Below are 26,344 nucleotides of genomic sequence, written 5' to 3' on the forward strand. Positions count from 1 at the left end.
GCTTAGTTCCTTGGATTTTAGTTGCTCGATGAGCGACGTTTTGTGAGCGATCGTCATCGTCCCTTTTATTTTTTAAACAATGTCGTCTGGATATAAATTGTTAGGATGTGAAAAATGTGGATCAAGAAAATATTGTCATCGAAATGCGAAATATCACGAAACAATTCGGTACTTTCAAAGCAAATGACAACATCAACCTTCAAGTGAAAGCAGGAGAAATCCATGCCTTGCTTGGTGAAAATGGTGCAGGTAAATCAACGTTAATGAATGTTTTATCGGGTCTTTTAGAGCCAACATCAGGTGAGATTTTGATGCACGGCAAAGAAGTAAACATCACGAGCCCGACGAAAGCCAATCAATTAGGGATCGGAATGGTACATCAACACTTTATGTTAGTTGATGCATTCACAGTAACAGAAAATATCGTACTAGGTAGTGAGCCAAGTACAGGTGGTATCTTGAACCGTAAGAAAGCCCGTGAAGAAATCAAACGATTATCTGAACAATATGGCTTAGCAGTGAATCCGGATGCGTATGTTCGTGATATTTCTGTCGGTATGGAACAACGTGTGGAGATTTTAAAAACACTCTATCGTGGTGCAGATGTCTTGATTTTTGATGAGCCAACAGCCGTACTGACGCCGCAAGAAATCGATGAGTTGATCGTAATCATGAAAGAGTTGGTCAAAGAAGGAAAGTCGATCATTTTGATCACACATAAATTAGATGAGATCAAAGCAGTTGCCGATCGTTGTACGGTCATTCGTCGGGGTCAAGGGATTGGAACGGTCAATGTGAAGGATGTTTCTTCGCAACAGTTAGCCGATATGATGGTTGGAAGAACCGTCTCATTCAAAACAATGAAAAAAGAAGCACGTCCGCAAGAAGTCGTACTTTCTGTCGAAAATCTTGTGGTCAAGGAAAACCGTGGCTTAGAAGCGGTGAAAAATCTAAGTCTGGAAGTCCGAGCAGGTGAAGTCTTGGGTATTGCTGGAATCGATGGAAATGGACAATCGGAGTTGATTCAAGCGTTAACCGGTTTACGTAAAGTAGAAAGTGGAACGATTCGTTTGAAAGACGAAGAGATCACGAATAAAAAACCACGTAAAATCACTGAATCTGGGCTAGGACATGTGCCAGAAGATCGACATAAATATGGCTTGGTTCTTGATATGACGTTATCTGAAAATATTGCCATGCAAACCTACTATCAAAAACCGTATAGCAAAAATGGTCTGTTGAACTATGGTGTGATAAATGAACATGCTAGAGATTTAATCGATGAGTATGATGTGCGGACAACGAACGAATTAGTACCAGCGAAAGCTTTATCTGGTGGGAACCAACAAAAAGCCATCATTGCACGTGAGATTGATCGTGATCCTGATCTTCTGATTGTTGCAAATCCGACGCGTGGTTTAGATGTTGGCGCGATCGAGTTTATCCATAAACGTTTGATCGAACAACGTGATAAATTCAAAGCAGTCTTGTTGATTAGTTTTGAATTAGAAGAAATTTTAAATGTATCAGATCGTATTGCGGTGATCCATCAAGGGGAAATCGTTGGGATTGTTGATCCAAAAGAAACATCTGAAAACGAGCTAGGTCTATTGATGGCGGGCTATACGTTAGAAGAAGCACGAAGAGAGTTAGAAAAGGTGGGTGAGGCACATGAATGATCGTAGCGAAAAATTTCGTAATCTGCTAGTGCCTATATTTTCGGTAATTTTAGGATTGATTTTAGGTGCTATTTTGATGGTCGCGTTTGGGTACCATCCAATCCAAGGCTATTCTTCCATGTTGAATGCTTCATTAGGTTCACAACGAAGTATCGGTGAAACATTAAGACAAGCCACGCCTTTGATTTTTACGGCATTAGGCTTTTCTGTTGCGAATTCAGCCGGATTCTTTAATATCGGGCTTTCAGGACAAGCACTCTGTGGTTGGATCGTAAGTGTTTGGACCGCATTAGCATTTCCTGATTTGCCAAAAATCGTTCTATTACCAATGTGCGTGATCTTAGGAGCTCTTGCTGGGGCAATGGCCGCAGCTATTCCAGGATTGTTACGTGCGTTCTTTGGAACAAGTGAAGTGATCGTAACAATCATGATGAATTATATTTTGCTTTATTTAAGTACGTATACACTTCATGAAATAATGCCTGAATCTTATCGTTCAAGTTTAGACTCTTCCAATATGATCAGTGAGAATGCTTCCTTACGTATTCCTTGGCTAACGCAGATGTTTGGAGGCTCTCGCGTGAATGGCGGACTCTTCTTGGCACTGATTGCGTTAGTTGTTGTATGGATCGTCATGAAGAAAACAACCCTAGGCTTTGAGATCCGTTCTGTTGGATTGAATCCATACGCCTCTGAATATGCGGGAATGAGTAGTAAACGAACAATTGTCTTATCCATGGTTATCTCTGGTGGATTAGCTGGACTAGGTGGTGTGGTCGAAGGACTAGGAACATACCAAAACTTCTTCGTACAGACAACCTCATTATCCATCGGGTTTGATGGTATGGCCGTGTCATTATTGGGTTCTGGTTCTGCTATTGGGATTTTGTTATCTGCGCTATTATTCAGTGTCCTAAAAATCGGTGGATTAGGGATGCAGACCGGTGCTGGGGTACCGTTTGAAATCGTCAATGTATCGATTGCCTTGATCATCTTCTTCGTGGGGATCAACTTCTTGATTCGTTTCCTTATGGCGAAATTCTTCCAAGGGAAAAAACAAGAGGAAATCGTCGCAACGATTGAAACGAAACCAAATCATCAAAATCAAGAAGGAGGAGAGCTGTAATGTCAACAGTAGAACTGATTTCCTTGATCCTTACATCAACCCTTGTTTATTCAACACCGTTGATTTTAACCTCCTTAGGCGGAACGTTTTCTGAACGAAGCGGGATCGTCAACGTTGGGTTAGAAGGCATCATGGTGACGGGGGCGTTTAGTGCGGTCGTCTTCAACTTGACGATGAGTGACACATTAGGCTCAATGACTCCTTGGATTGCTATTTTAGTCGGTGGCGTGGTTGGTGTTCTCTTTTCTTTGATCCATGCAGTCGCAACGATCAGCTTGCGCGCAGACCATATCATCAGTGGCACGGTCATCAATTTGATGGCACCTGCTTTAGGTGTATTTTTGATCAAAGCATGGTATGGTAAAGGACAAACTGACAATATCTCACAAAACTTAGGTTACTTTTCATTTCCTGGATTATCTGAGATTCCAGTGATTGGTCAAATTTTCTTTAGAAATACATTTTTACCAGCGTATTGTGCGATTTTAATTGCTGTTATTGCATGGTTCGTCATATTCAAAACTAAATTTGGTTTACGTTTACGTTCTGTTGGGGAAAATCCTCAAGCTGCAGATACACTAGGGATCAATGTATATGCGATGCGCTATTCAGGTGTCTTGATTTCTGGTCTTCTTGGAGGAATGGGTGGAGCTGTTTTCGCTCAATCGATTTCTGGAAACTTTTCAGCAGGAACGATTGTCGGTCAAGGATTCATCTCAATGGCTGCAATGATTTTTGGTAAGTGGAATCCACTAGGTGCGATGGGTGCATCCTTATTCTTTGGTTTTGCACAAAGTTTGAGTATCATTGGCGCGCAATTACCAGTGATTTCTTCAATCCCACCAGTTTTACTACAGATTGCGCCTTATCTATTAACGATTATCGTTTTAGTCGCATTCTTAGGGAAAGCATCTGGACCAAAAGCCAACGGTAAGAATTATATAAAATCCAAATAATCGTTTAGTGATTAAAAAGGGCGGGTTACGGGAAGTTTTTTTCGGCTCGCTCTTTTTACTTTATAAAGAAAATAAATAGAAAGAAGGAATACTCATGTTTAAACGCGTACATTTGATCGTCATGGATTCAGTCGGAATCGGAGAAGCACCTGATGCTGAAAAATTCGGAGATAAAGGTTCGGATACATTAGGTCATATTGCTAAAGAAGCTGGGTTGACGATACCGAATTTGGAGCAACTTGGATTAGGAACGATTCGTCCTTTAGAAGGGGTCGAAGCAGTGCAAGATCATCAAGGGTATGCGACAAAATTGGAAGAAGTTTCTGTCGGCAAAGATACAATGACAGGACATTGGGAAATCATGGGCTTGAATATCAAAACACCATTTCGTGTTTTTCCAAATGGCTTCCCTGATGAATTATTGAAGAAAATCGAAGACTTCTCTGGACGTAAAATTGTTTGTAACGAACCTTATAGCGGAACAGCCGTCATTGATGACTTTGGTGAGCATCAAATGAAAACAGGTGACTTGATCGTTTATACGTCAGCTGATCCGGTATTACAAATTGCTGCACATGAAGAAATTATTCCTTTAGAAGAACTTTACCGCATTTGTGAATACGTTCGTGAAATTACGAAAGACGATCCGTATATGATCGGTCGAATCATTGCACGCCCATATATTGGAGAACCAGGCAACTTTACACGAACAAGTAACCGACACGATTATGCATTAGATCCATTTGGTCATACAGTATTAGACTCATTGAAAGAAGCCGGCAAAGATGTCATTGCGGTAGGTAAGATCAATGATATTTTTAATGGTCAAGGCATCACCGATTTTGTCCGTACGAAGAGTAACATGGATGGTGTCGATCAATTATTGAATGTAATGAAACAAGACTTCCATGGTTTAAGTTTCACTAACTTGGTAGACTTTGATGCGTTATACGGACACCGCCGTGATGTGGTTGGTTATGCGCGTGCCATCGAAGATTTTGATTTGCGTATTCCGGAATTATTAGATGCAATGGCTGAGGATGATTTATTATTGATCACCGCTGACCATGGGAATGATCCGACCTTCACTGGTACCGATCATACGCGAGAATATGTGCCGCTACTTGCTTATAGTAAAAAGATGAACGAGCAAGGCAGTTTACCACAAGGCTATTATGCGGATATCTCTGCAACGATTGCTGAAAACTTTGACGTTGCAGCTACTGAAAATGGCGAAAGCTTCTTGAAGCTATTGAAATAATCAAGAGCAGCCTCCACTTGAAAATCATCATTGACTTTATTATGTAAGATCGAACAATCAAAATTTTATATATAGGAGAAAAACAATGAAATTAAATGAGATGTTACAAGAAACGACAGCGTTTATCAAAAGTAAAGGTGTAGGCACCATTGATTTCGGGATGATCCTCGGTTCAGGACTAGGAGAATTAGCAGAGGAGATCGAAGAAGCAATCGTGATTCCTTATGACAAGATTCCTTTCTTCCCAACTTCGACAGTTGTTGGACATGCGGGGCAGCTTGTCTATGGGACACTTTCAGGCAAAAAAGTATTGGCGATGCAAGGACGTTTCCATTTTTATGAAGGTCATTCGATGCAAACCGTCACTTATCCAGTACGTGTAATGGCTGCATTAGGCGCACATTCAGTTGTCGTGACAAATGCGTGTGGTGGAGTAAATGAATCATTTGCACCAGGAGATTTGATGTTGATCACGGATCATATCAATTTTACAGGTCAAAATCCATTGATTGGACCAAATGATGAAGAAATGGGGCCTCGTTTCCCTGATATGAGTGAAGCTTATACAAAAGCGTATCGCGAAATGGCAAAAGCAGCAGCGACATCATTAGACGTAGAATTAAAAGAAGGCGTGTATATGGGCTATTCTGGTCCAACGTACGAAACACCAGCTGAGATTCGCATGTCTCGCGTGATGGGGGCAGATGCAGTGGGCATGTCGACTGTACCAGAAGTCATTGTGGCAGCGCATAGCGGGTTGAAGGTCTTAGGGATTTCTTGTATCACCAACTTGGCTGCTGGTATGCAGGCAAACTTAAATCATGAAGAAGTCGTTGAAACAACTGAGAGAGTCAAACAAACATTTAAATCATTGATCAAAGAAACACTTTCTTTACTATAAAAAATTGATTGAGAGGTCCGAAAATGAGTGTTCATATTGAAGCAAAACCAGGAGAGATTGCAGACAAGATTTTACTTCCTGGCGATCCACTAAGAGCGAAGTATATTGCAGAAACTTTTTTAGAAAATCCAGTATGTTACAACCAAGTACGCGGCATGCTTGGGTATACAGGCACGTATAAAGGGGAAAGAGTCTCTGTTCAAGGAACAGGGATGGGGATGCCATCAGCGATGATCTATGCGCATGAGTTGGTGAATTCCTATGACGTGAAAAAATTGATTCGAGTTGGGACATGTGGTGCATTGTCAAAAGACGTGCACGTACGTGACTTGGTATTAGCACAAGGAGCTGCGACTAGTTCTTCCATGATTGAGAAGGATTTCAATGCGTTCCATTTTCCACCAATCTGTGATTTTGACCTGTTGTTAAAAGCATATGAAGTGGCGAAAGAAAAAGGCTTTACGACTCACGTCGGCAATGTGCTATCAGAAGATTCTTTCTACAAAGACGATTTGACAGAGACATTCAAGTTAGCTGAACTTGGGGTAATGGGCGTTGAAATGGAAGCTGCTGCGTTGTATTATCTAGGTGCAAAATACCATGTGCAAACACTAGCGATCATGACTGTCAGTGACCATCTGATCACCGGTGAAGAAACAACTGCCAGCGAACGTCAGACAACATTCAATGATATGATTGAAGTAGGATTGGAAACGGCGATTCAAGGGTAGTAATTGGAATGAAAGAATTTGATTAAACGTAAAAGTCATAATAGGGAACTATTTTGGCTTTTACGCTTTTTGCGTAATTGTTACTGTAGGTTACTAGTAGATAACAAATACAAATGTTATCTGTGCAAGATTTTACTAATAGGTTTCTTTCTCTGCACCTTGCTATACAAAAAAAGGAGGAGATATAATGAAAAAGTAATAGTTGTTGTTTTGAGATAATTGAGAAAGTGGTGATGAAAATAACAAAGAGTATTTTTACATAGCAAGTTGATAAATTGAAAGGGAGATACCAAAAGATATTGTTTATTTAATAAACATAAGCATTGTATGTTGGGAATGCGATCAGATAGAGATTTTAAGTGTTTTAATTATCTAAGGGATTACTACTTGCTTTTTCAGGAGACGGTGAGAAGGGAGGCAAGATGACTCCTCTTCGATTAATTGGTGGTCAAGATGAAGGTAGATCACATTCGGTTAACTCTAAATAAAAGTATCATTGTAACTGTCTGGATAACCATTTTTTGTATAACAAATTTCAGAACATCAAGAAGTAAGACCATTCTCATATTATTATAAAATAACCAATTGGGTCTAAATCTGATAATGATTTTATTTACTTACTTTGCATGATCGAATTAAATCGAGCATTACAAGGTATGAATCTGTCAATGATAAAACAAGCTGGATTCACTTTACTACGTTTGTTAGTGACGAATTTCATATATATAGTACTTGTATTTGACAGTTTTGCAGTGTCTCACAAAATTACGATAGTATTGTTCTATTTTCTGTCATAGTGACTGCCCTAATAAGAGAATAGTTTACCGCTACCTATTTTTGAGTATAACTGAGTCCAATTGGTTAAAAATAGTATTTGATTTGTTTTCAACAGGATTCTTTTTCTATAGGCGTGGCTTTACATATGGTGGAAATCTATGCGCAATGGTTCAGGTTCTATTTTTGACTTTAGCTACAGCCTATCTATACGTGAGAACCAACAATATATTACCTGCCATGATGTTACATAGCTTATATAATCTATTTGTCCTCTCGCTAGCTATTGTCCAATAAACAGCCCGTCCTAGAAAGAATGCCTAGGCTGCGAAGGTATTAAAAATCTCTTACATAACGAATCTTTCGAGTTATTTAGAAATGATTACTGATTGGTTCATGTGCCATTAGGTGTGATAGGGAATAAACTAAACGTTCTTTTTTCTCTCAATGCTACACCTTCTCTCTTAACTTTTTGTTTATTCAAACAGTACTTACTATTATGATCGTTAGTTGTTATGTAAATTGGTGTCATTCGCATTTGATAGCTAAGACTGCCGTCGATCCAATATCTAAAAAAACAGCCCCTTCATCTCTTACAATAATAGGAGGTGAGGGGGCTGTCATACTTACAATAGAGGATCTATTATAAGTAGTATTTTTTGATTACAGTCAAGTCGTCGTTTAGTTCATAAACAAGTGGTTGACCTGTTGGGATTTCAAGATCCATGATGTCTTCATCAGAGATTCCTTCGATGTGTTTTGCCAACGCACGTAAAGAGTTACCATGTGCAGCCACTAAGACAGTTTTGTTGTCTAACAAAGCTGGTGCAATTTCGTCTTGCCAGAATGGCAATGCGCGTTCTAAAGTAACTTTCAAGTTTTCTCCACCAGGTACGTCGCGTTTGTCTAACATTGCATAACGACGATCGTTTGCTGCTGAACCTTCATCAGTTGCTTCCATTAATGGAGGAAGAGTGTCGTATGAACGACGCCAGATGTGAACTTGTTCGTCACCATATTTTTCCGCTGTTTCTTTTTTATTTAATCCTTGTAATTTACCATAATGACGTTCGTTCAAGCGCCATGATTTGATTTGTGGTACCCAAAGTTGATCTGAGTATTCCAAAATCAAGTTACAAGTTTTGATGGCACGAGTTAATACAGAAGTATAAGCAACATCAAATTCGATTCCAGCTTCTTTGATTTTACGTCCGCCTTCTTTTGCTTCTTCGATTCCTTCTGGTGCTAGGTTTACATCTGCCCAACCAGTAAATTGGTTCAATGCATTCCATTCGCTAAGACCGTGACGAGAAAAAACTAATTTTGGCATGTTTAACTCTCCTTTAAAATAAGTGTTATTTCTGAAAATTTCAGTTCTGCCTTATTGTACAATGTTTTTCATAAGATTTCCATTGTAAAATGAAAGCTGTTTGTTTAAAAGACCACAGACGAACTAAAAAAAGGCTGGAAACAAGCGTTATTACAGAGCTTTCACTCAAAAAACTTGTTTGACAACCTTTTTTATCTATTAAGTAAAATAATTTCTGTTGGGTTAGTGTAGGTTCTTTCGATCAATTATTGAAATCAACGAGGTTGTACTTGCTAATTAATTGAATAATTGCTGAAGCTCTTTTTCAGGTAAATTGATATATTTGTAGCAAGTGCCAACTGAAACGCCACATTTTGAAGAAATAAATTGGATCGTTTCTTTCTTTTCATAGTAGAGACGACGAATTTTTTTGATTGTTTTGGCATCGATTTTTGGTCGTCCGCCGATTTTTCCTTTTTTGCGTGCTTCATCTAATCCAATCAGCGTGCGTTCTTTGATCAATGCACACTCCATCTCAGCTAATCCTTCCATTAATTGGAAGTAGACCGTCCCCATAGGTTCGCGAGTATCGATTTTTTCTGTGATGCTGACTAGATGTAATCCACGGTCTTTAAATAATTTCGTGAATTCTGTTAGTTGTCTTGTCGATTTTCCTAGATGATGAAGCTGGCAAATCACTAATGTATCGCCTTGCTCCATTTTTTCGATGACTTTTTCTAAACAAATGGCGTCAGATAAACTGTCTTTTTGACCATACGTTTCGTGAAAAATTTCGTGACAACCAAAATCAGAGAGTTTTTGCATTTGAGCCGTCAAATCGACATCATTGATAGTTGTACGTGCATAACCGATAATCTTCATGGTGATTCCTTTCTAGCAAAGTTTTCTAAGTGTTTGAGACAAGTAAAAATGTAGCATAAAGTAACTGAAAAAGATAGTTTTTTTAGGCATTTTCAACGAATCTCTTTCGCATTATTTTTGAAAGGGAGTATCGAGTACAGACACGCCATTTTCAGAGGCAATGACAACCTTTGAGACCATATTTAAAAACAAACCGTGTTCGACGACACCGACTAATTGGTCTAAATAAGTCGCTAATTTTTCGGGATCTTCAATTCGTTCTAAATGAAGGTCAATAATATAATGCCCACTATCTGTTACGACGGTCTCTCCAGTTTCTGTTTGACGTAAGACAGGCTGATAGTTTTTTTCTTTAAAAAGACGCATCAGTTGTTGAGAACCATAAGGGATGACTTCGACAGGGAGTGGAAAGCGCCCAAGTTGATCCACCATTTTTGATCCATCGACGATCCAGATCGTTTGTTTTGAATAAGATGCAACGATCTTTTCAAATAAAAGAGCAGCACCGCCACCTTTGATTCCCTGAAAATCGGCACTGATTTCATCGGCACCATCGATCGTCAAATCGACGACTGGGACTTCATCAATACTTTTCAAAGGGATACCTAAGCTTTCTGCTTGTGCTTTTGTACCGCTAGAAGTAGTGACACCAGTGATTTTCAATCCTTCTTCGCGCATGCGTCGGCCAATTTCTTCTACCATATAATAGGCAGTAGAACCAGTTCCAAGTCCAACGATCATACCATCTTCAACAAATTCTGCAGCTTTAATGCCTACTAATTGCTTTAAGTTCATTTCTATCCCTCCAGCATTTTTATAGCTCTTTAACTGCTATTTTAGCTTGATTTAATCGAAAAAGATAGAGAACATAACACAATTTTTATAGGATAGAAAAAAATGTATATGTTTAGTTGACATTCTTTTTTATCCGTGATATTCTAACCAAGGTGCTTTATCTACAGGTCTCTGTTAAGAGGCGTGCTGACTGTTTATCAAAGCATATTTGATAAAGATGCATACTGCATTTATTTTTTATCGCAAAAAAAGAACCACCTGGATGTGTGGAACTAGATGTGAATCGTGGGAAGGAGGAACTAGGAATGCCTACAATTAACCAATTAGTACGTAAACCTCGTAAATCAAAGGTGGAAAAATCTAATTCACCTGCTTTGAACAAAGGATATAACAGCTTTAAGAAAACTCAAACAAACGTGAACTCTCCTCAAAAACGTGGGGTAGCTACACGTGTGGGAACAATGACACCTAAAAAACCGAACTCAGCTTTACGTAAATATGCTCGTGTTCGTTTGTCAAACTTAATTGAAGTTACTGCTTATATCCCAGGGATTGGTCACAATTTACAAGAGCATAGCGTGGTACTATTACGCGGTGGACGTGTAAAAGACTTACCAGGGGTACGTTATCATATCGTTCGTGGTGCACTAGATACTGCTGGTGTGAACGACCGTAAACAAAGCCGTTCTAAATACGGTACGAAAAGACCTAAAGCTTAATTTTAATTATTTACTACAAATGAAAATCGAACCTACAATATAATAGTCGTTCGATCAACTATGAAGAATATTTCGGAAGGAGGAGTTACGGATGCCACGTAAAGGTCCTGTTGCAAAACGTGATGTTTTACCAGATCCTATTTATAACTCAAAATTAGTAACTCGCTTGATCAACCGTGTAATGGTTGACGGAAAACGCGGTGTTGCTGCTAATATTATCTATAATGCCTTTGATTTGATCAAAGAATCTACAGGTAACGATCCATTAGAAGTGTTTGAACAAGCAATGAACAATGTTATGCCTGTTCTTGAAGTTAAAGCACGTCGTGTTGGGGGTTCAAACTATCAAGTACCAGTTGAAGTTCGCCCTGAACGTCGTACGACTTTAGCGCTACGTTGGGTAGTTAACTACGCTCGCTTGCGCGGAGAACACACAATGGAAGAACGCTTAGCAAAAGAAATCATGGACGCTGCAAACAACACTGGAGCTTCTGTTAAAAAACGCGAAGACACACACAAAATGGCAGACGCGAACCGCGCATTTGCTCATTATCGTTGGTAAGATCCTCTCTGTCTGTCGGCTAAACCCACAGCAGAAAGTCAATTTACAATCGATTTAAACAAAGAGAGGAGTAAGAAAATGGCAAGAGAATTTTCGCTAGAAAAAACTCGTAATATTGGTATCATGGCCCACGTTGATGCAGGTAAAACTACAACAACAGAGCGTATCTTGTACTATACTGGTAAAATCCATAAAATTGGTGAAACTCACGAAGGAGCTTCACAGATGGACTGGATGGAACAAGAACAAGAACGTGGTATCACGATTACATCTGCTGCCACTACTGCGCAGTGGAAAGGTTACCGCGTAAATATCATCGATACACCAGGACACGTAGACTTCACAATCGAAGTTCAACGTTCTCTACGTGTATTGGATGGTGCTGTAACTGTACTTGATGCACAATCAGGTGTTGAACCTCAAACTGAAACTGTTTGGCGTCAAGCAACTGAGTACCGAGTACCTCGTATCGTATTTTGTAACAAAATGGATAAAATCGGTGCAGACTTCTTATACTCAGTAAAATCATTGCACGATCGCCTACAAGCGAACGCACATCCAATCCAATTGCCAATCGGTTCTGAAGATAACTTCACAGGTATCATTGACTTGGTAACGATGAAAGCAGAGATCTATACAAACGATCTAGGCACAGACATCCAAGAAACTGAAATCCCTGAAGAATATGCAGAACAAGCGCAAGAATGGCGTGAAAAATTAGTCGAAGCTGTTGCTGAAACAGACGAAGAACTAATGATGAAATATCTTGAAGGTGAAGAAATCACTCAAGAAGAATTGATTGCCGGTATCCGCCGTGCAACAATCAATGTTGAGTTCTTCCCTGTGTTAGCTGGTTCAGCATTCAAGAATAAAGGGGTCCAATTGATGTTGGATGCTGTTCTTGATTACTTGCCATCACCACTAGATATTGAAGCAATCAAAGGTATTGACTCAAAAACAGACGAAGAAACAACTCGTCCTGCAGATGACGAAGCTCCTTTTGCTTCATTAGCATTTAAAGTAATGACTGACCCATTCGTAGGTCGTCTAACTTTCTTCCGTGTCTACTCTGGTGTCCTTGAAAGTGGTTCATATGTATTGAACGCATCAAAAGGCAAAAAAGAGCGTATCGGTCGTATCCTACAAATGCACGCAAACACACGTCAAGAAATCGACAAAGTATATTCAGGTGATATCGCCGCTGCTGTTGGATTGAAAGATACAACAACAGGGGACACATTGTGTGCATTAGATGCACCAGTTATCCTTGAATCAATCGAATTCCCAGAACCAGTTATCCAAGTCGCTGTTGAGCCTAAATCAAAAGCTGACCAAGATAAAATGGGTGTTGCGTTGCAAAAACTTGCAGAAGAAGATCCTTCATTCCGAGTTGAAACAAACGTTGAAACAGGTGAAACAGTTATCTCAGGTATGGGTGAGTTGCACTTGGACGTATTAGTAGACCGTATGAAACGCGAATTTAAAGTTGAAGCAAACGTTGGTGCGCCTCAAGTTTCTTACCGCGAAACATTCCGTGAAGCAACAAAAGCGGAAGGTAAATTCGTACGTCAGTCTGGTGGTAAAGGTCAATACGGTCACGTATGGGTTGAATTTACACCAAACGAAGAAGGAAAAGGCTTCGAATTCGAAAACGCAATCGTTGGTGGTGTGGTTCCACGTGAATACATCCCAGCAGTTGAAAAAGGATTAGAAGAATCAATGAATAACGGTGTTCTTGCTGGATACCCATTAGTGGATATCAAAGCAAAACTTTACGATGGTTCATACCATGACGTCGATTCAAATGAAACAGCGTTCCGTGTTGCTGCATCAATGGCTCTAAGAGCTGCTGCAAAACACGCACGTCCTGTGATCCTTGAACCAATGATGAAAGTTACGATTACTGTACCAGAGGATTACTTAGGTGATATCATGGGACACGTAACAAGCCGACGCGGACGTGTTGAAGGAATGGAAGCACACGGTAACTCACAAATCGTTAATGCAATCGTTCCATTGGCAGAAATGTTCGGATACGCGACTACATTGCGTTCAGCAACTCAAGGTCGTGGTACATTCATGATGGTATTTGACCACTACGAAGACGTACCGAAATCTGTTCAAGAAGAAATCATTAAGAAAAACGGCGGAAAAGCTGAATAATTTCTTAAGGCAAGGTAGTCTCGTGAAGAGATTTATCTAGAGACTGTATTTTTTATGCAGTTTCGTGTAAAATAACTTTTGATGATACGGGCATGTGATCGGCAATTTTGTCTATCACATACCTATCAGACAAATAAAAATTAAACTGTAATTTTAGGGAGGATATTTTAAAATGGCAAAAGAAAAATTTGACCGTTCGAAACCACACGTTAACATTGGTACTATCGGACACGTTGACCATGGTAAAACAACTTTAACAGCTGCAATCACAACTGTACTATCTAAGAAAAACGGCGGCCAAGCAATGGCTTACGATCAAATCGATGGTGCTCCTGAAGAACGCGAACGCGGAATCACTATCTCAACAGCTCACGTTGAGTACGAAACTGACGCACGTCACTATGCTCACGTTGACTGCCCAGGACACGCGGACTACGTTAAAAACATGATCACTGGTGCTGCTCAAATGGACGGAGCAATCTTAGTTGTTTCTGCTGCTGACGGCCCTATGCCTCAAACTCGTGAACACATCCTATTATCTCGTCAAGTGGGTGTACCATACATCGTTGTATTCTTGAACAAAGTAGATATGGTTGATGACGAAGAATTACTTGAATTAGTTGAAATGGAAGTTCGTGACCTATTAACAGAATACGAATTCCCTGGTGACGATGTTCCTGTAATCGCTGGTTCAGCTTTAAGAGCTTTAGAAGGCGACGCTTCATACGAAGAAAAAATTCTTGAATTGATGGCTGCAGTTGACGAATATATCCCAACTCCAGAACGTGATAACGACAAACCATTCATGATGCCAGTTGAGGACGTATTCTCAATCACTGGTCGTGGTACTGTTGCTACAGGACGTGTTGAACGTGGACAAGTTCGTGTTGGTGACGTTGTCGATATCGTTGGTATCGCAGAAGAAACAGCTCAAACAACTGTAACTGGTGTTGAAATGTTCCGTAAATTATTAGACTACGCTGAAGCAGGCGATAACATTGGTGCGTTACTACGTGGTGTTTCACGTGAAGAAATCCAACGTGGACAAGTTTTAGCTAAACCAGGTACAATCACACCTCATACAAAATTCTCTGCAGAAGTATACGTGTTGACTAAAGAAGAAGGTGGACGTCATACTCCATTCTTCACTAACTACCGTCCACAATTCTACTTCCGTACGACTGACGTAACTGGTGTTGTTGAATTACCAGAAGGAACTGAAATGGTTATGCCTGGCGACAACGTAACAATGGAAGTTGAATTAATCCACCCAATCGCTATCGAAAACGGTACTAAATTCTCAATCCGTGAAGGCGGACGTACAGTTGGTGCCGGTGTCGTTACAGAAATCAAAGCTTAATTCATTTTAAGCCTAACAAAGTAACATTTATTCGGACGTTGAAGTTCGAGGTGAGGATCTTGATCCTTTGCCTCGAACTTTTTTCATTTCAGCAAACAATTGATTAAGGAAGAGGCTATGAAAGAGAGGAATATCCAAAATATTCTTAATAGGTAGTGAATTGTTTTTTCTCTAAATAAGCGAATGGAGATCGCAAGGGGAAACAATAAATCCTTCTATAAAAAAGAGAATGATTTCTCTTTTTTTAATTGAATGAAAATTTATGAAAATTAATTGGTTTTTACAGCAAAAAAACCTTGCGTTGTACATTTAGATATATTATAATGACAAAGGTGCGTTTACCTTAGGTGAATGGCACAGACGAAATCAAAATGATTTTGTCGGCTAAGAAACGAGAGGTTGCGACACGCCCGGACGCTTTGCCACGAACGAGCGTGACGGAAATTTTCGTGGAGCTATGTCTACTTTTCAAAATAGGCGAAGGAGGGAACAAGATGGCAAAACAAAAAATTCGTATCCGTTTAAAAGCGTATGAACATCGTATTTTAGATCAATCAGCGGATAAAATCGTGGAAACTGCAAAAAGAACTGGAGCTGGCGTTTCTGGTCCAATTCCATTACCAACTGAACGCAGTCTTTACACAGTTATTCGTGCAACTCACAAATACAAAGATTCACGCGAACAATTCGAAATGCGTACACACAAACGTCTTATCGACATTGTGAACCCAACACCAAAAACAGTTGATGCTTTAATGAAGCTTGACTTACCATCAGGTGTTAACATCGAAATCAAACTATAAAAACTAAACTAATAATAATGGAGGTGTACTCATGACCAAAGGAATCTTAGGGAAAAAAGTGGGAATGACACAAATCTTCACTGAATCTGGCGAATTAATTCCAGTTACTGTTGTAGAAGCTACGCCAAACGTAGTACTACAAGTAAAAACAATGGAAACTGATGGCTACGAAGCTATTCAAGTTGGTTACCAAGACAAACGTGAAGTTTTATCAAACAAACCTGCGAAAGGTCATGTTGCAAAAGCAAACACGGCTCCTAAGCGCTTCATTCGTGAATTCAAAAATGTTGAGCTGGGAGAATATGAAGTAGGAAAAGAAATTACAGTTGATGTTTTCCAAGCAGGAGACATTATTGATGTAACAGGTACTACGAAAGGTAAAGGATTCCAAGGGGTTATCAAACGTCACGGCCAAAGCCGCGGACCAATGGCTCACGGTTCTCGCTACCATCGTCGTCCTGGGTCAATGGGTCCAGTTGCACCTAACCGTGTATTCAAAAACAAACGTCTTGCTGGCCGTATGGGTGGCAACCGCGTAACTATCCAAAACTTGGAAGTTGTACGTGTAGATGCTGAAAGAAACGTAATCTTGATCAAAGGTAACGTTCCTGGAGCGAAAAAATCATTAATCACTATCAAATCAGCTGTGAAAGCTAAATAATAGTAGGAAGAAAGGAGGAACTAAGGAATGCCGAATGTAGCATTATTCAAACAAGATGGAAGCCAAAACGGTGAAATCACTCTTAACGAAGAAATCTTCGGAATTGAACCAAATGAAAGTGTTGTTTACGACGCAATCGTTATGCAACGCGCATCATTAAGACAAGGAACTCATGCGGTTAAAAACCGTAGCGCTGTTCGAGGCGGTGGCCGTAAACCATGGCGCCAAAAAGGAACTGGTCGTGCTCGTCAAGGATCAATCCGTTCACCACAATGGCGTGGAGGTGGCGTAGTTTTCGGACCAACACCACGTTCTTACAGCTACAAACTTCCTAAAAAAGTTCGTCGTCTAGCAATGAAATCTGTATTGTCAGAAAAAGTTGCTGAAAACAACTTGGTAGCAATCGAAGGATTAAACTTTGATGCACCAAAAACAAAAGAATTCAAAGAAGTTCTTGCTAAATTATCTATTGACTCTAAAGTATTGGTTGTACTAGAACCTGGTAACGACTTTGCAGCTTTATCTGCACGTAACTTATCAAACGTTTCTGTAGTAACTTCTGATAACGTTAGCGTTCTAGATGTTGTATCAAATACAAAAGTTTTAGCAACACAAACTGCTCTTACTCAAATTGAGGAGGTGCTTGCATAATGAACTTACTAGACGTAATCAAACGCCCAGTGATCACTGAGAAATCAATGCTTGCCATGGATGACAAGAAATATACTTTCGAAGTAGACACTCGCGCAAACAAAACTTTAGTAAAACAAGCGGTTGAAGCTGCTTTTGACGTAAAAGTCAAAAACGTGAACATCGTGAACGTACGTGCGAAATTCAAACGTATGGGCAAATATGCAGGATATACGAAAAAACGTCGCAAAGCGATCGTTACATTAACTGAAGATTCAAAAGAAATCCAATTATTCGACGCTGCTGAATAAGCACTGTTCGTTAACTGATTAAATTAGGAGGGGAAAACGTGGCGATTAAAAAGTACAAACCTACCACAAATGGCCGTCGTAACATGACAGGTTCTGATTTTGCTGAAATCACAACATCAACACCTGAAAAAACATTGTTACAACCATTGAAAAACCATGCTGGACGTAATAACAACGGCCGCATCACTGTACGTCATCAAGGTGGCGGACACAAACGCCAATACCGCGTGATCGATTTCAAACGTAACAAAGACAACGTTGTTGCTACTGTTCAAACGATCGAATATGATCCGAACCGTTCAGCTAACATCGCGTTAGTACATTATGAAGATGGAGTGAAAGCTTACATCTTAGCACCAAAAGGACTACAAGTTGGAATGAAACTTGTTTCAGGTCCAGAAGCAGATATCAAAGTCGGAAATGCTCTTCCTTTAGAAAACATTCCAGTTGGTACTGTGATCCACAATATTGAAATGAAACCTGGAAAAGGTGGACAATTGATCCGTTCTGCTGGTACAAGTGCTCAAGTACTTGGTAAAGAAGGCAAATACGTATTGATCCGCTTGAACTCTGGTGAAGTTCGCATGATCTTAGCTGCATGCCGTGCAACAATCGGTTCTGTAGGTAACGAACAACACGAACTTATCAATATTGGTAAAGCTGGCCGCTCTCGTTGGATGCGTAAACGCCCAACTGTACGTGGTAGCGTAATGAACCCTAACGATCACCCACACGGTGGTGGTGAAGGTAAAGCTCCAATCGGACGTAAAGCTCCAGTTTCTCCTTGGGGTCAACCAGCGCTTGGTTACAAAACTCGTAACAAGAAAGCTAAATCAGACAAACTTATCGTTCGTCGTAAAAATAAATAATTACTTTGACCATGTGTCGCACATTTTGAGAGGAGGTTCACCATGGGTCGTAGTTTAAAGAAAGGACCTTTCGTTGATGAGCATTTAATGAAAAAAGTTACAGCTCAAGCTAAGGTCGGTAAGAAAAAAGTAATCAAAACTTGGTCTCGTCGTTCGACAATTTTCCCAAGTTTTGTTGGATATACCATCGCAGTATATGATGGACGTAAACACGTACCAGTTTACATCCAAGAAGATATGGTAGGACACAAATTAGGCGAATTCGCACCAACTAGAACTTATCGTGGGCATGTCGCTGACGATAAGAAAACGAAACGCTAATTCGAGGGGAGGATAAAAGCAAATGGCAGAACAAATCACATCAGCTAAAGCAACTGCAAAAACAGTTCGCACTTCACCTCGTAAAGCGCGTCTAGTAATTGACCTTATCAGAGGTAAGAGTGTTGCGGATGCAATTTCAATCTTGAAATTCACACCAAACAAATCTGCTGGGATCATCGAGAAAGTATTGATGTCAGCAATTGCAAATGCAGAAAATAACTTTGACTTAGATGTTGAGAACTTGGTAGTATCTGAAGCATTTGTTAACGAAGGACCAACAATGAAACGTTTCCGTCCTCGTGCAAAAGGTTCAGCTTCACCAATCAACAAACGTACAAGTCATATCACGGTAGTCGTATCAGAAAAATAAGGAGGGATAATCTGTGGGTCAAAAAGTACATCCAATTGGAATGCGTGTAGGCATCATCCGCGACTGGGATGCAAAATGGTTTGCTGAAAAAGAGTATGCAGAGTTCTTACACGAAGATTTAAGAATCCGTAAATTTATTTCAACTAGACTTGCTGATGCTGCTGTATCAACAATTGAAATCGAACGCGCAACTGGCCGCGTAAACATTTCAATCCACACAGCTAAACCAGGTATGGTTATTGGTAAAGGCGGATCTGAAGTCGAAAACCTAAGAAAAGAATTAAACAAATTAACTGGTAAAAGAATCCATATCAACATCGTGGAAATCAAAAAACCAGATTTAGATGCTAAATTAGTAGGTGAAGGAATTGCACGTCAATTAGAAAACCGTGTTGCATTCCGTCGCGCTCAAAAACAAGCCATCCAACGTTCAATGCGTTCTGGCGCTAAAGGGATCAAAACTCAAGTATCTGGACGTCTAAACGGAGCGGATATCGCTCGTTCAGAAGGATACTCAGAAGGAACAGTTCCTCTTCACACTTTGCGTGCGGATATTGATTACGCATGGGAAGAAGCAGATACAACATACGGAAAACTAGGAGTTAAAGTGTGGATCTATCGTGGAGAAATTCTTCCAACTAAAAAAAACACTGAGAAAGGAGGGAAATAAACATGTTAGTACCTAAACGTGTAAAACACCGTCGTGAATTCCGCGGAAAAATGCGTGGTGAAGCAAAAGGCGGAAAAGAAGTAGCATTCGGTGAATACGGCTTACAAGCTGTTGAATCACACTGGATCACAAACCGTCAGATCGAAGCTTCTCGTATTGCTATGACTCGTTACATGAAACGTGGCGGGAAAGTATGGATCAAAATTTTCCCTCATAAATCATATACATCTAAAGCGATCGGCGTTCGTATGGGTAAAGGTAAAGGGGCTCCTGAAGGATGGGTTGCACCAGTAAAACGTGGTAAAATCATGTTTGAAATCGCAGGCGTATCTGAAGAAGTAGCTCGTGAAGCATTACGTTTAGCTTCTCACAAATTACCAATGAAAACTAAGATCGTAAAACGTGAGGAAATGGGTGGTGAATCGAATGAAGGTTAAAGAAATCAGAGAATTAACCACTGCCGAAATGCTTGATCAAGAAAAACAATTAAAAGAAGAATTGTTTAATCTTAGATTCCAATTAGCAACAGGTCAATTAGAAAACACTGCACGTATTAAAGAAGTACGTAAATCGATTGCACGCATCAAAACAGTTTTGCGTGAACAAGCTAAGTAATTATGGAAGGAGGCCATTAAGCGTATGACTGAAGAAAGAAATCAACGCAAAGTTTATCAAGGTCGCGTGGTATCAGACAAAATGGATAAAACAATTACCGTTGCTGTCGAAACAAAGAAAAACCACCCTATTTACGGTAAACGCATGAACTACTCTAAGAAGTACAAAGTACATGATGAAAACAACACAGCAAAAGTTGGCGACATCGTGAGAATTATGGAAACTCGTCCATTATCAGCTACAAAACGTTTCCGTTTGTTGGAAATAGTCGAAGAAGCAGTTATTATCTAATAACACGAGATTTTCCTATGTAGATTGAATGCAAAATCTGAAAGGAGGATACACAACGTGATCCAAGCAGAAAGTCGTTTAAGAATCGCTGATAATTCAGGCGCACGTGAAATTTTGACGATCAAAGTCCTTGGTGGATCTGGTCGCAAAACTGCGAATATCGGTGATGTGATCGTTGCTACGGTTAAACAAGCAACGCCAGGTGGGGTTGTCAAAAAAGGTGACGTCGTTAAAGCCGTTATCGTTCGTACAAAATCAGGAGCTCGTCGTGCAGACGGTTCATACATCAAGTTTGATGAAAATGCTGCAGTGATTATTCGTGATGATAAAAGCCCTCGTGGAACACGTATCTTTGGGCCAGTTGCACGTGAACTACGTGAAAACAACTTCATGAAGATCGTTTCTTTAGCACCAGAAGTTTTATAATCTTGAGACACTTAACAAAGGAGGTGCGAAACAGTTATGTTTGTTAAAAAAGGCGATAAAGTTAAAGTGATCACCGGTAAAGACAAAAACAAAGAAGGCGTTGTGTTAGCAGCGTTTCCTAAACAAGATAAAGTGGTTGTCGAAGGTGTGAACATGATCAAAAAACACCAAAAACCTTCTCAAGCTGCTCCTCAAGGTGGGATTGTTGAGATGGAAGCGCCACTTCACGTTTCTAACGTGATGGTCATCGACTCTACTGGTGTAGCTGGCCGTGTTGGCTACAAAGAAGTAGACGGAAAAAAAGTCCGTGTTTCTAAAAAAACCGGTGAAGTTTTAGATAAATAAAAAGTTTAAGGAAGGAGGGTCTTACTGAATGAACCGCCTAAAAGAAAAATATCTTAAAGAAGTAACTCCATCATTGATGGAAAAATTTAACTATAGCTCTGTTATGCAAACACCTAAAGTTGAAAAAATCGTCATCAACATGGGTGTTGGTGATGCGGTATCAAACGCTAAAAACTTAGACAAAGCAGTTGAAGAACTAACTTTGATCACTGGACAAAAACCAATGATTACAAAAGCTAAAAAATCAATCGCTGGATTCCGTTTACGTGAAGGAATGCCAATTGGAGCAAAAGTTACCTTACGCGGAGAAAGAATGTACGAATTTTTAGATAAATTAGTATCAGTTTCTCTACCACGTGTACGTGACTTCCATGGTGTAAGTAAAAAAGCCTTTGATGGTCGTGGAAACTACACTTTAGGTATTAAAGAACAATTGATCTTCCCAGAAGTAGATTATGATTTAGTAGATAAAGTACGTGGTATGGACATCGTCATTGTAACGACAGCGAACACAGATGAAGAATCTCGTGAGTTGTTGACACAATTAGGCATGCCATTCCAAAAATAATTAAAGGAGGCGAACTACGTGGCTAAAAAATCAATGATTGCTAAAAACAAACGTCCTGCAAAACATTCAACACAAGCTTATACTCGTTGCGAACGTTGCGGACGTCCACATTCAGTTTATCGTAAGTTCCATCTTTGCCGTATTTGCTTCCGCGAACTTGCCTATAAAGGTCAAATTCCCGGCGTGAAGAAAGCTAGCTGGTAAAAAAGTAAATTCGCATAAGAAGGAGGTAAAAGTTCAATGGTCATGACAGATCCAATTGCAGATTTTCTAACTCGTATCCGTAATGCAAACATGGTTAAACATGAGGCTTTAGAAGTTCCTGCATCAAAAATTAAACGTGACATCGCTGAAATCTTGAAACGTGAAGGTTTCGTCCGTGATGTTGAATATATCGAAGATGACAAGCAAGGCGTGATCCGTGTTTTCCTAAAATTCGGTAAAAGCGGCGAACGTGTTATTACAAACTTAAAACGTATTTCTAAACCAGGTTTACGTGTTTATGTTAAAGCTGGCGAAGTGCCAAAAGTTTTAAATGGCTTAGGTATCGCTATTATTTCGACTTCTGAAGGTGTTGTCACTGATAAAGAAGCTCGTGAGAAAAACATCGGCGGCGAAGTTATCGCTTACGTATGGTAATCAAGTAGAATCTACAAGGAGGTGTCTTTAAGTGAGCCGTATTGGAAATAAGATCGTTGTGATCCCTGAAGGAGTAACTATCACTCAAGATGGAAACAACGTTACAGTTAAAGGACCAAAAGGGGAATTGACTCGTGAATTTTCTGCTGATATCAAAATGAATATCGAAGGAAATGAAGTGACATTCACTCGTCCAAATGACAGTAAAGAAATGAAAACTATCCATGGAACAACTCGTGCTAACTTCAACAACATGGTTGTAGGTGTTAGTGAAGGTTTCCAAAAAGGATTAGAATTAATCGGGGTTGGGTACCGTGCGCAAATGCAAGGAACAAAACTTGTATTGAACGTTGGTTACTCACATCCAGTAGAAATCACACCACCAGCTGGCGTGACTGTTGAAGTACCATCTAACACACAAGTAATTGTGAAGGGTGCGAACAAAGAAGAAGTTGGCGAATTAGCTGCGAACATCCGTGGTACTCGTCCTCCAGAACCTTATAAAGGTAAAGGTATTCGTTATGTTGGCGAATTCGTACGCCGTAAAGAAGGTAAAACTGGTAAATAATCGTTTCGAAAAATTTCATAGAAGCCAGCAGCAGGAAAAAAGGATTTTGCTGAAGTATTTCTTCATTAAGAGAGAGTTTACTTGTGCCGCAGCTTCTATTTTTTCAAAACTGATCATTTCTACTGTCTGACAGTAGAAAAATAAAAATAAAGAGGTGACAATTGTGATTACAAAACCAGATAAGAACAAAACACGTCAAAAGAGACACCGTCGTGTACGTAACACTATCTCTGGTACTGCTGAGCGCCCACGCTTGAACGTTTTTCGTTCTAACAAAAACATCTACGCGCAACTTATTGATGACGTAGCGGGTGTAACGCTAGCAAGTGCCTCTACCTTGGATAAAGAAATTTCAGGTGGAACAAAAACAGAAGCAGCACAAGCTGTCGGTAAATTAGTTGCTGAACGCGCAGCTGAAAAAGGCATTAAAGTCGTAGTCTTTGACCGTGGTGGATACCTTTACCATGGCCGTGTGCAAGCTTTAGCTGAAGCTGCTCGCGAAAATGGACTAGAATTTTAGAAGAAGGAGGAATACCATTCATGGTTTATATCGATCCAAAACATTTGGAATTAGAAGACCGCGTTGTTGCAATTAACCGTGTAACAAAAGTTGTTAAAGGTGGACGTCGTCTACGTTTTGCTGCTTTAGTTGTTGTCGGTGACAAAAACGGACACGTAGGATTTGGTACTGGTAAAGCACAAGAAGTACCTGAAGCGATCCGTAAAGCAATTGAAGATGCGAAGAAAAACTTAATTGAAGTACCTATGGTTGGTTCAACAATCCCACACGAAGTAATTGGTGCTTTTAGTGGCGGTAGAATCCTAATGAAACCTGCTGTTGAAGGTTCTGGGGTTGCTGCTGGTGGACCAGTTCGTGCCGTATTAGAATTAGCAGGGGTAGCAGATATCACTTCTAAATCTTTAGGCTCAAACACACCAATCAACGTTGTTCGCGCAACTGTTGAAGGTTTGAAACAATTAAAACGTGCTGAAGAAGTTGCAGCTCTACGCGGCAAATCAGTGGAAGAATTAATCGGATAAGGAGGACAAACATAATGGCTGAATTAAAAGTAACTTTAAAACGCAGTATTATCGGACGTCCTCAAAACCAACGCGATACTGTTAAAGCGTTAGGTCTTACAAAGATTAACAGTTCTGTGGTTAAGCCTGCTAATGAAGCAATCAAAGGCATGATCAACACTGTTTCTCACTTAGTGGACGTTGAAGAAGTTTAATTAAACAAATAAAATAAGAATTAGGACAATTAAGGAGGTGCCAAACCTATGAAACTTCATGAATTAAAACCCGCTGAAGGTTCACGCCAAGTACGTAACCGTGTTGGTCGTGGTACTTCTTCAGGTAACGGAAAAACTGCCGGACGTGGTCAAAAAGGACAAAAAGCTCGTTCAGGCGGTGGTGTACGTCTAGGATTCGAAGGGGGACAAACACCATTGTTCCGTCGTTTACCAAAACGTGGATTTACAAATGTTAACCGTAAGGACTACGCAGTCGTTAATTTAGATGTCTTGAATCGCTTTGAAGACGGAGCTGAAGTAACTCCTGTTGCTTTAGTAGAAGCTGGAATCGTGAAAAACGAAAAAGCTGGAATCAAAGTTTTAGCTAACGGAGAATTGAACAAAAAGTTAACTGTGAAAGCAGCTAAATTCTCTAAAGCAGCACAAGAAGCAATCGAAGCGGCTGGTGGCTCTGTTGAGGTGATCTAATGCTTAAACTATTAAAAGACGCTTTTAAGGTCAAAGATATTAGATCGAAAATCCTTTTTACTGTATTTGTTCTCTTTGTTTTTCGTTTAGGGGCACATATCACTGTTCCCGGCGTAAATGCAAGCTCATTACAAGATCTATCTAGCTTACCGTTTTTCAACATGTTGAACTTGGTAAGTGGTAGTGCAATGCAAAACTTCTCGATCTTTTCGATGGGGGTTTCGCCTTACATTACTGCTTCGATCGTTATCCAATTATTACAAATGGATATCGTGCCACGTTTTGTGGAATGGTCGAAACAAGGTGAAGTTGGTCGTAAAAAGTTGAATCAGGCAACAAGGTATTTGACATTAGTATTGGCATTTATCCAATCTGTCGGTATCACAGCAGGATTTAACCAATACGCTCAATTAGGTTTTGTCAACAATCCAAATGTCTCTACTTATGTAACGATCGGTTTGATCTTAACTGCAGGAACGATGTTTGTTACTTGGTTGGGTGAACAAATCACTGAAAAAGGTATTGGTAACGGTGTGTCAATGATCATCTTTGCAGGGATCATTTCAAGATTACCGGAAAGTGTACGTGAAATTTATGAAGATTACTTCGTAAATATCAATTCTTCCGATATCTGGAGATCTGCGATTTTCATTGCCATCTTACTAGTTGCGGTTCTAGCAATCGTGACATTCGTAACATTTTTCCAACAAGCTGAACGTAAGATCCCGATTCAGTACACAAAACGTATAGCAGGTGCGCCAACAAGTAGTTATCTACCGTTGAAAGTAAATGCTGCTGGGGTAATTCCGGTTATCTTTGCAAGTTCATTTATTGCGACACCAAATGCTGTGTTACAAGCGTTAAGTGGCCGATTCGGATCTGAAAACTGGTATAAAATAATGATGGAGATCTTTAACTATAATACGGTGCCTGGCGCAACGATTTATACGGTATTGATCGTCGCATTTACATTCTTCTATGCCTTTGTTCAAGTAAACCCTGAGAAATTAGCGGAGAACTTACAAAAGCAAGGAAGCTATATACCAAGTGTACGCCCTGGTAAGGGGACTGAAGAGTATGTCTCAAGCTTATTGATGCGATTAAGTACAGTCGGAGCACTATTCCTTGGTTTAGTGGCATTATTACCAATCATTGCACAAATGATTTGGGATCTGCCACAATCAATCGGATTAGGTGGTACAAGTCTGTTGATCGTGATCGGTGTGGCTTTAGAAACTGCGAAACAGTTAGAAGGCTTAATGCTGAAACGTAAATATGTTGGCTTTATTGAGTAAGAAAGCGTGTTGAGGTTTTT

At 39.9% G+C, this 26,344-nt stretch carries 36 protein-coding genes; 33 read left to right on the forward strand and 3 right to left on the reverse strand.

The window, feature by feature from the left end; all coding sequences use genetic code 11:
- Nucleotides 1-116 precede the first annotated feature (116 nt).
- From CYK55_RS00615 to CYK55_RS14045, 7 genes are all read left to right on the forward strand, one after another.
- Entirely contained in the window at nucleotides 117-1,679 is a 1,563-nt protein-coding gene (locus CYK55_RS00615; protein ID WP_034689421.1) for an ABC transporter ATP-binding protein, read from the forward strand.
- A complete protein-coding gene (locus tag CYK55_RS00620) occupies nucleotides 1,672-2,805 on the forward strand; it encodes an ABC transporter permease (RefSeq protein ID WP_034689419.1) in 1,134 nt (377 codons plus the stop codon). Before CYK55_RS00615 ends, CYK55_RS00620 begins: the two co-directional genes overlap by 8 nt.
- Complete coding sequence (locus tag CYK55_RS00625) at nucleotides 2,805-3,761, forward strand: ABC transporter permease (protein WP_034689418.1); 957 nt, start codon at nucleotides 2,805-2,807, stop codon at nucleotides 3,759-3,761. The genes CYK55_RS00620 and CYK55_RS00625 overlap by 1 nt, the downstream gene beginning before the upstream one ends.
- 94 nt (nucleotides 3,762-3,855) lie before the next feature.
- The gene (gene deoB, locus CYK55_RS00630; protein ID WP_034689417.1) at nucleotides 3,856-5,022 is read left to right on the forward strand and encodes a phosphopentomutase; all 1,167 of its coding nucleotides are present in this window, start codon (nucleotides 3,856-3,858) and stop codon (nucleotides 5,020-5,022) included.
- 85 nt (nucleotides 5,023-5,107) lie between these two features.
- Nucleotides 5,108-5,923, forward strand: a complete 816-nt coding sequence (locus CYK55_RS00635; RefSeq protein WP_010734482.1) for a purine-nucleoside phosphorylase — start codon at nucleotides 5,108-5,110, stop codon at nucleotides 5,921-5,923.
- A 23-nt stretch (nucleotides 5,924-5,946) separates the two neighbouring features.
- Nucleotides 5,947-6,654, forward strand: coding sequence for a purine-nucleoside phosphorylase (gene deoD, locus CYK55_RS00640; protein WP_019723069.1), 708 nt, complete (start codon nucleotides 5,947-5,949; stop codon nucleotides 6,652-6,654).
- An 816-nt stretch (nucleotides 6,655-7,470) separates the two neighbouring features.
- Nucleotides 7,471-7,725, forward strand: coding sequence for a CPBP family glutamic-type intramembrane protease (locus tag CYK55_RS14045; protein ID WP_418922059.1), 255 nt, complete (start codon nucleotides 7,471-7,473; stop codon nucleotides 7,723-7,725).
- Nucleotides 7,726-8,071: 346 nt separating this feature from the next.
- On the opposite strand, the gene CYK55_RS00650 is transcribed toward CYK55_RS14045, so the two are convergent.
- The 3 genes from CYK55_RS00650 to rpiA form a co-directional block, all read right to left on the reverse strand.
- Entirely contained in the window at nucleotides 8,072-8,758 is a 687-nt protein-coding gene (locus CYK55_RS00650) for a 2,3-diphosphoglycerate-dependent phosphoglycerate mutase (protein WP_010734478.1), read from the reverse strand.
- Nucleotides 8,759-9,034: 276 nt separating this feature from the next.
- Nucleotides 9,035-9,619 carry a recombinase family protein gene (locus CYK55_RS00655; RefSeq protein WP_019723066.1) on the reverse strand — a complete coding sequence of 195 codons (585 nt, stop codon included), beginning with the start codon at nucleotides 9,617-9,619 and terminating at the stop codon, nucleotides 9,035-9,037.
- Between the two features lie 111 nt (nucleotides 9,620-9,730).
- The gene (gene rpiA, locus CYK55_RS00660; RefSeq protein ID WP_034689415.1) at nucleotides 9,731-10,414 is read right to left on the reverse strand and encodes a ribose-5-phosphate isomerase RpiA; all 684 of its coding nucleotides are present in this window, start codon (nucleotides 10,412-10,414) and stop codon (nucleotides 9,731-9,733) included.
- A gap of 305 nt (nucleotides 10,415-10,719) precedes the next feature.
- On the opposite strand from rpiA, the gene rpsL reads away from it, so the two are divergent.
- The 26 genes from rpsL to secY all read left to right on the forward strand — a co-directional run bounded on the left by rpsL (nucleotide 10,720) and on the right by secY (nucleotide 26,324).
- On the forward strand, nucleotides 10,720-11,133 hold the full coding sequence (rpsL, locus tag CYK55_RS00665; protein WP_010734475.1) for a 30S ribosomal protein S12: 414 nt from the start codon (nucleotides 10,720-10,722) through the stop codon (nucleotides 11,131-11,133).
- Between the two features lie 91 nt (nucleotides 11,134-11,224).
- A complete protein-coding gene (gene rpsG, locus CYK55_RS00670) occupies nucleotides 11,225-11,695 on the forward strand; it encodes a 30S ribosomal protein S7 (protein WP_010734474.1) in 471 nt (156 codons plus the stop codon).
- A 78-nt stretch (nucleotides 11,696-11,773) separates the two neighbouring features.
- On the forward strand, nucleotides 11,774-13,858 hold the full coding sequence (fusA, locus tag CYK55_RS00675; RefSeq protein ID WP_010734473.1) for an elongation factor G: 2,085 nt from the start codon (nucleotides 11,774-11,776) through the stop codon (nucleotides 13,856-13,858).
- A 172-nt stretch (nucleotides 13,859-14,030) separates the two neighbouring features.
- Complete coding sequence (gene tuf / locus CYK55_RS00680; RefSeq protein WP_034689414.1) at nucleotides 14,031-15,218, forward strand: elongation factor Tu; 1,188 nt, start codon at nucleotides 14,031-14,033, stop codon at nucleotides 15,216-15,218.
- A 494-nt stretch (nucleotides 15,219-15,712) separates the two neighbouring features.
- Nucleotides 15,713-16,021 (forward strand): 30S ribosomal protein S10, encoded by a 309-nt coding sequence (rpsJ, locus tag CYK55_RS00685; RefSeq protein WP_010734471.1) that lies wholly within the window; start codon nucleotides 15,713-15,715, stop codon nucleotides 16,019-16,021.
- 31 nt (nucleotides 16,022-16,052) lie between these two features.
- Complete coding sequence (rplC, locus tag CYK55_RS00690; RefSeq protein ID WP_010734470.1) at nucleotides 16,053-16,682, forward strand: 50S ribosomal protein L3; 630 nt, start codon at nucleotides 16,053-16,055, stop codon at nucleotides 16,680-16,682.
- A gap of 27 nt (nucleotides 16,683-16,709) precedes the next feature.
- On the forward strand, nucleotides 16,710-17,333 hold the full coding sequence (gene rplD / locus CYK55_RS00695) for a 50S ribosomal protein L4 (RefSeq protein WP_034689413.1): 624 nt from the start codon (nucleotides 16,710-16,712) through the stop codon (nucleotides 17,331-17,333).
- Nucleotides 17,333-17,623, forward strand: coding sequence for a 50S ribosomal protein L23 (gene rplW / locus CYK55_RS00700; protein ID WP_034689412.1), 291 nt, complete (start codon nucleotides 17,333-17,335; stop codon nucleotides 17,621-17,623). Before rplD ends, rplW begins: the two co-directional genes overlap by 1 nt.
- Nucleotides 17,624-17,661: 38 nt before the next feature.
- The gene (gene rplB, locus CYK55_RS00705) at nucleotides 17,662-18,492 is read left to right on the forward strand and encodes a 50S ribosomal protein L2 (protein WP_010734468.1); all 831 of its coding nucleotides are present in this window, start codon (nucleotides 17,662-17,664) and stop codon (nucleotides 18,490-18,492) included.
- Between the two features lie 42 nt (nucleotides 18,493-18,534).
- Complete coding sequence (rpsS, locus tag CYK55_RS00710; protein WP_034689411.1) at nucleotides 18,535-18,813, forward strand: 30S ribosomal protein S19; 279 nt, start codon at nucleotides 18,535-18,537, stop codon at nucleotides 18,811-18,813.
- A gap of 22 nt (nucleotides 18,814-18,835) precedes the next feature.
- Nucleotides 18,836-19,183 (forward strand): 50S ribosomal protein L22, encoded by a 348-nt coding sequence (rplV, locus tag CYK55_RS00715; protein WP_010734466.1) that lies wholly within the window; start codon nucleotides 18,836-18,838, stop codon nucleotides 19,181-19,183.
- Nucleotides 19,184-19,196: 13 nt separating this feature from the next.
- On the forward strand, nucleotides 19,197-19,853 hold the full coding sequence (gene rpsC, locus CYK55_RS00720) for a 30S ribosomal protein S3 (RefSeq protein WP_010734465.1): 657 nt from the start codon (nucleotides 19,197-19,199) through the stop codon (nucleotides 19,851-19,853).
- A gap of 2 nt (nucleotides 19,854-19,855) precedes the next feature.
- Entirely contained in the window at nucleotides 19,856-20,290 is a 435-nt protein-coding gene (gene rplP / locus CYK55_RS00725) for a 50S ribosomal protein L16 (protein WP_010734464.1), read from the forward strand.
- Entirely contained in the window at nucleotides 20,280-20,468 is a 189-nt protein-coding gene (gene rpmC, locus CYK55_RS00730) for a 50S ribosomal protein L29 (protein WP_002288664.1), read from the forward strand. Before rplP ends, rpmC begins: the two co-directional genes overlap by 11 nt.
- A gap of 24 nt (nucleotides 20,469-20,492) precedes the next feature.
- Entirely contained in the window at nucleotides 20,493-20,759 is a 267-nt protein-coding gene (rpsQ, locus tag CYK55_RS00735) for a 30S ribosomal protein S17 (protein WP_010734463.1), read from the forward strand.
- Between the two features lie 57 nt (nucleotides 20,760-20,816).
- On the forward strand, nucleotides 20,817-21,185 hold the full coding sequence (rplN, locus tag CYK55_RS00740) for a 50S ribosomal protein L14 (RefSeq protein ID WP_010734462.1): 369 nt from the start codon (nucleotides 20,817-20,819) through the stop codon (nucleotides 21,183-21,185).
- 36 nt (nucleotides 21,186-21,221) lie between these two features.
- Nucleotides 21,222-21,530 carry a 50S ribosomal protein L24 gene (gene rplX / locus CYK55_RS00745; protein ID WP_010734461.1) on the forward strand — a complete coding sequence of 103 codons (309 nt, stop codon included), beginning with the start codon at nucleotides 21,222-21,224 and terminating at the stop codon, nucleotides 21,528-21,530.
- 28 nt (nucleotides 21,531-21,558) lie between these two features.
- Nucleotides 21,559-22,098, forward strand: coding sequence for a 50S ribosomal protein L5 (gene rplE, locus CYK55_RS00750; protein WP_034689410.1), 540 nt, complete (start codon nucleotides 21,559-21,561; stop codon nucleotides 22,096-22,098).
- A gap of 18 nt (nucleotides 22,099-22,116) precedes the next feature.
- Nucleotides 22,117-22,302 carry a type Z 30S ribosomal protein S14 gene (locus CYK55_RS00755; protein ID WP_002356214.1) on the forward strand — a complete coding sequence of 62 codons (186 nt, stop codon included), beginning with the start codon at nucleotides 22,117-22,119 and terminating at the stop codon, nucleotides 22,300-22,302.
- Nucleotides 22,303-22,338: 36 nt separating this feature from the next.
- A complete protein-coding gene (rpsH, locus tag CYK55_RS00760; protein WP_010734459.1) occupies nucleotides 22,339-22,737 on the forward strand; it encodes a 30S ribosomal protein S8 in 399 nt (132 codons plus the stop codon).
- A 31-nt stretch (nucleotides 22,738-22,768) separates the two neighbouring features.
- Nucleotides 22,769-23,305 (forward strand): 50S ribosomal protein L6, encoded by a 537-nt coding sequence (gene rplF, locus CYK55_RS00765; protein ID WP_034689409.1) that lies wholly within the window; start codon nucleotides 22,769-22,771, stop codon nucleotides 23,303-23,305.
- A gap of 163 nt (nucleotides 23,306-23,468) precedes the next feature.
- Entirely contained in the window at nucleotides 23,469-23,825 is a 357-nt protein-coding gene (gene rplR, locus CYK55_RS00770) for a 50S ribosomal protein L18 (RefSeq protein ID WP_034689408.1), read from the forward strand.
- A gap of 20 nt (nucleotides 23,826-23,845) precedes the next feature.
- The gene (gene rpsE, locus CYK55_RS00775; RefSeq protein ID WP_034689405.1) at nucleotides 23,846-24,346 is read left to right on the forward strand and encodes a 30S ribosomal protein S5; all 501 of its coding nucleotides are present in this window, start codon (nucleotides 23,846-23,848) and stop codon (nucleotides 24,344-24,346) included.
- A gap of 14 nt (nucleotides 24,347-24,360) precedes the next feature.
- Nucleotides 24,361-24,540: a 50S ribosomal protein L30 gene (rpmD, locus tag CYK55_RS00780; protein WP_010734455.1), complete on the forward strand. Its 180-nt coding sequence runs from the start codon at nucleotides 24,361-24,363 to the stop codon at nucleotides 24,538-24,540.
- A 48-nt stretch (nucleotides 24,541-24,588) separates the two neighbouring features.
- Nucleotides 24,589-25,029, forward strand: coding sequence for a 50S ribosomal protein L15 (gene rplO, locus CYK55_RS00785; protein ID WP_010734454.1), 441 nt, complete (start codon nucleotides 24,589-24,591; stop codon nucleotides 25,027-25,029).
- Nucleotides 25,029-26,324, forward strand: a complete 1,296-nt coding sequence (gene secY / locus CYK55_RS00790; protein WP_126133806.1) for a preprotein translocase subunit SecY — start codon at nucleotides 25,029-25,031, stop codon at nucleotides 26,322-26,324. The genes rplO and secY overlap by 1 nt, the downstream gene beginning before the upstream one ends.
- Nucleotides 26,325-26,344: the final 20 nt, after the last annotated feature.

The sequence above is a fragment of the Enterococcus mundtii genome (assembly GCF_003957375.1).
Taxonomy (GTDB): Bacteria; Bacillota; Bacilli; order Lactobacillales; family Enterococcaceae; genus Enterococcus_B; species Enterococcus_B spodopteracolus.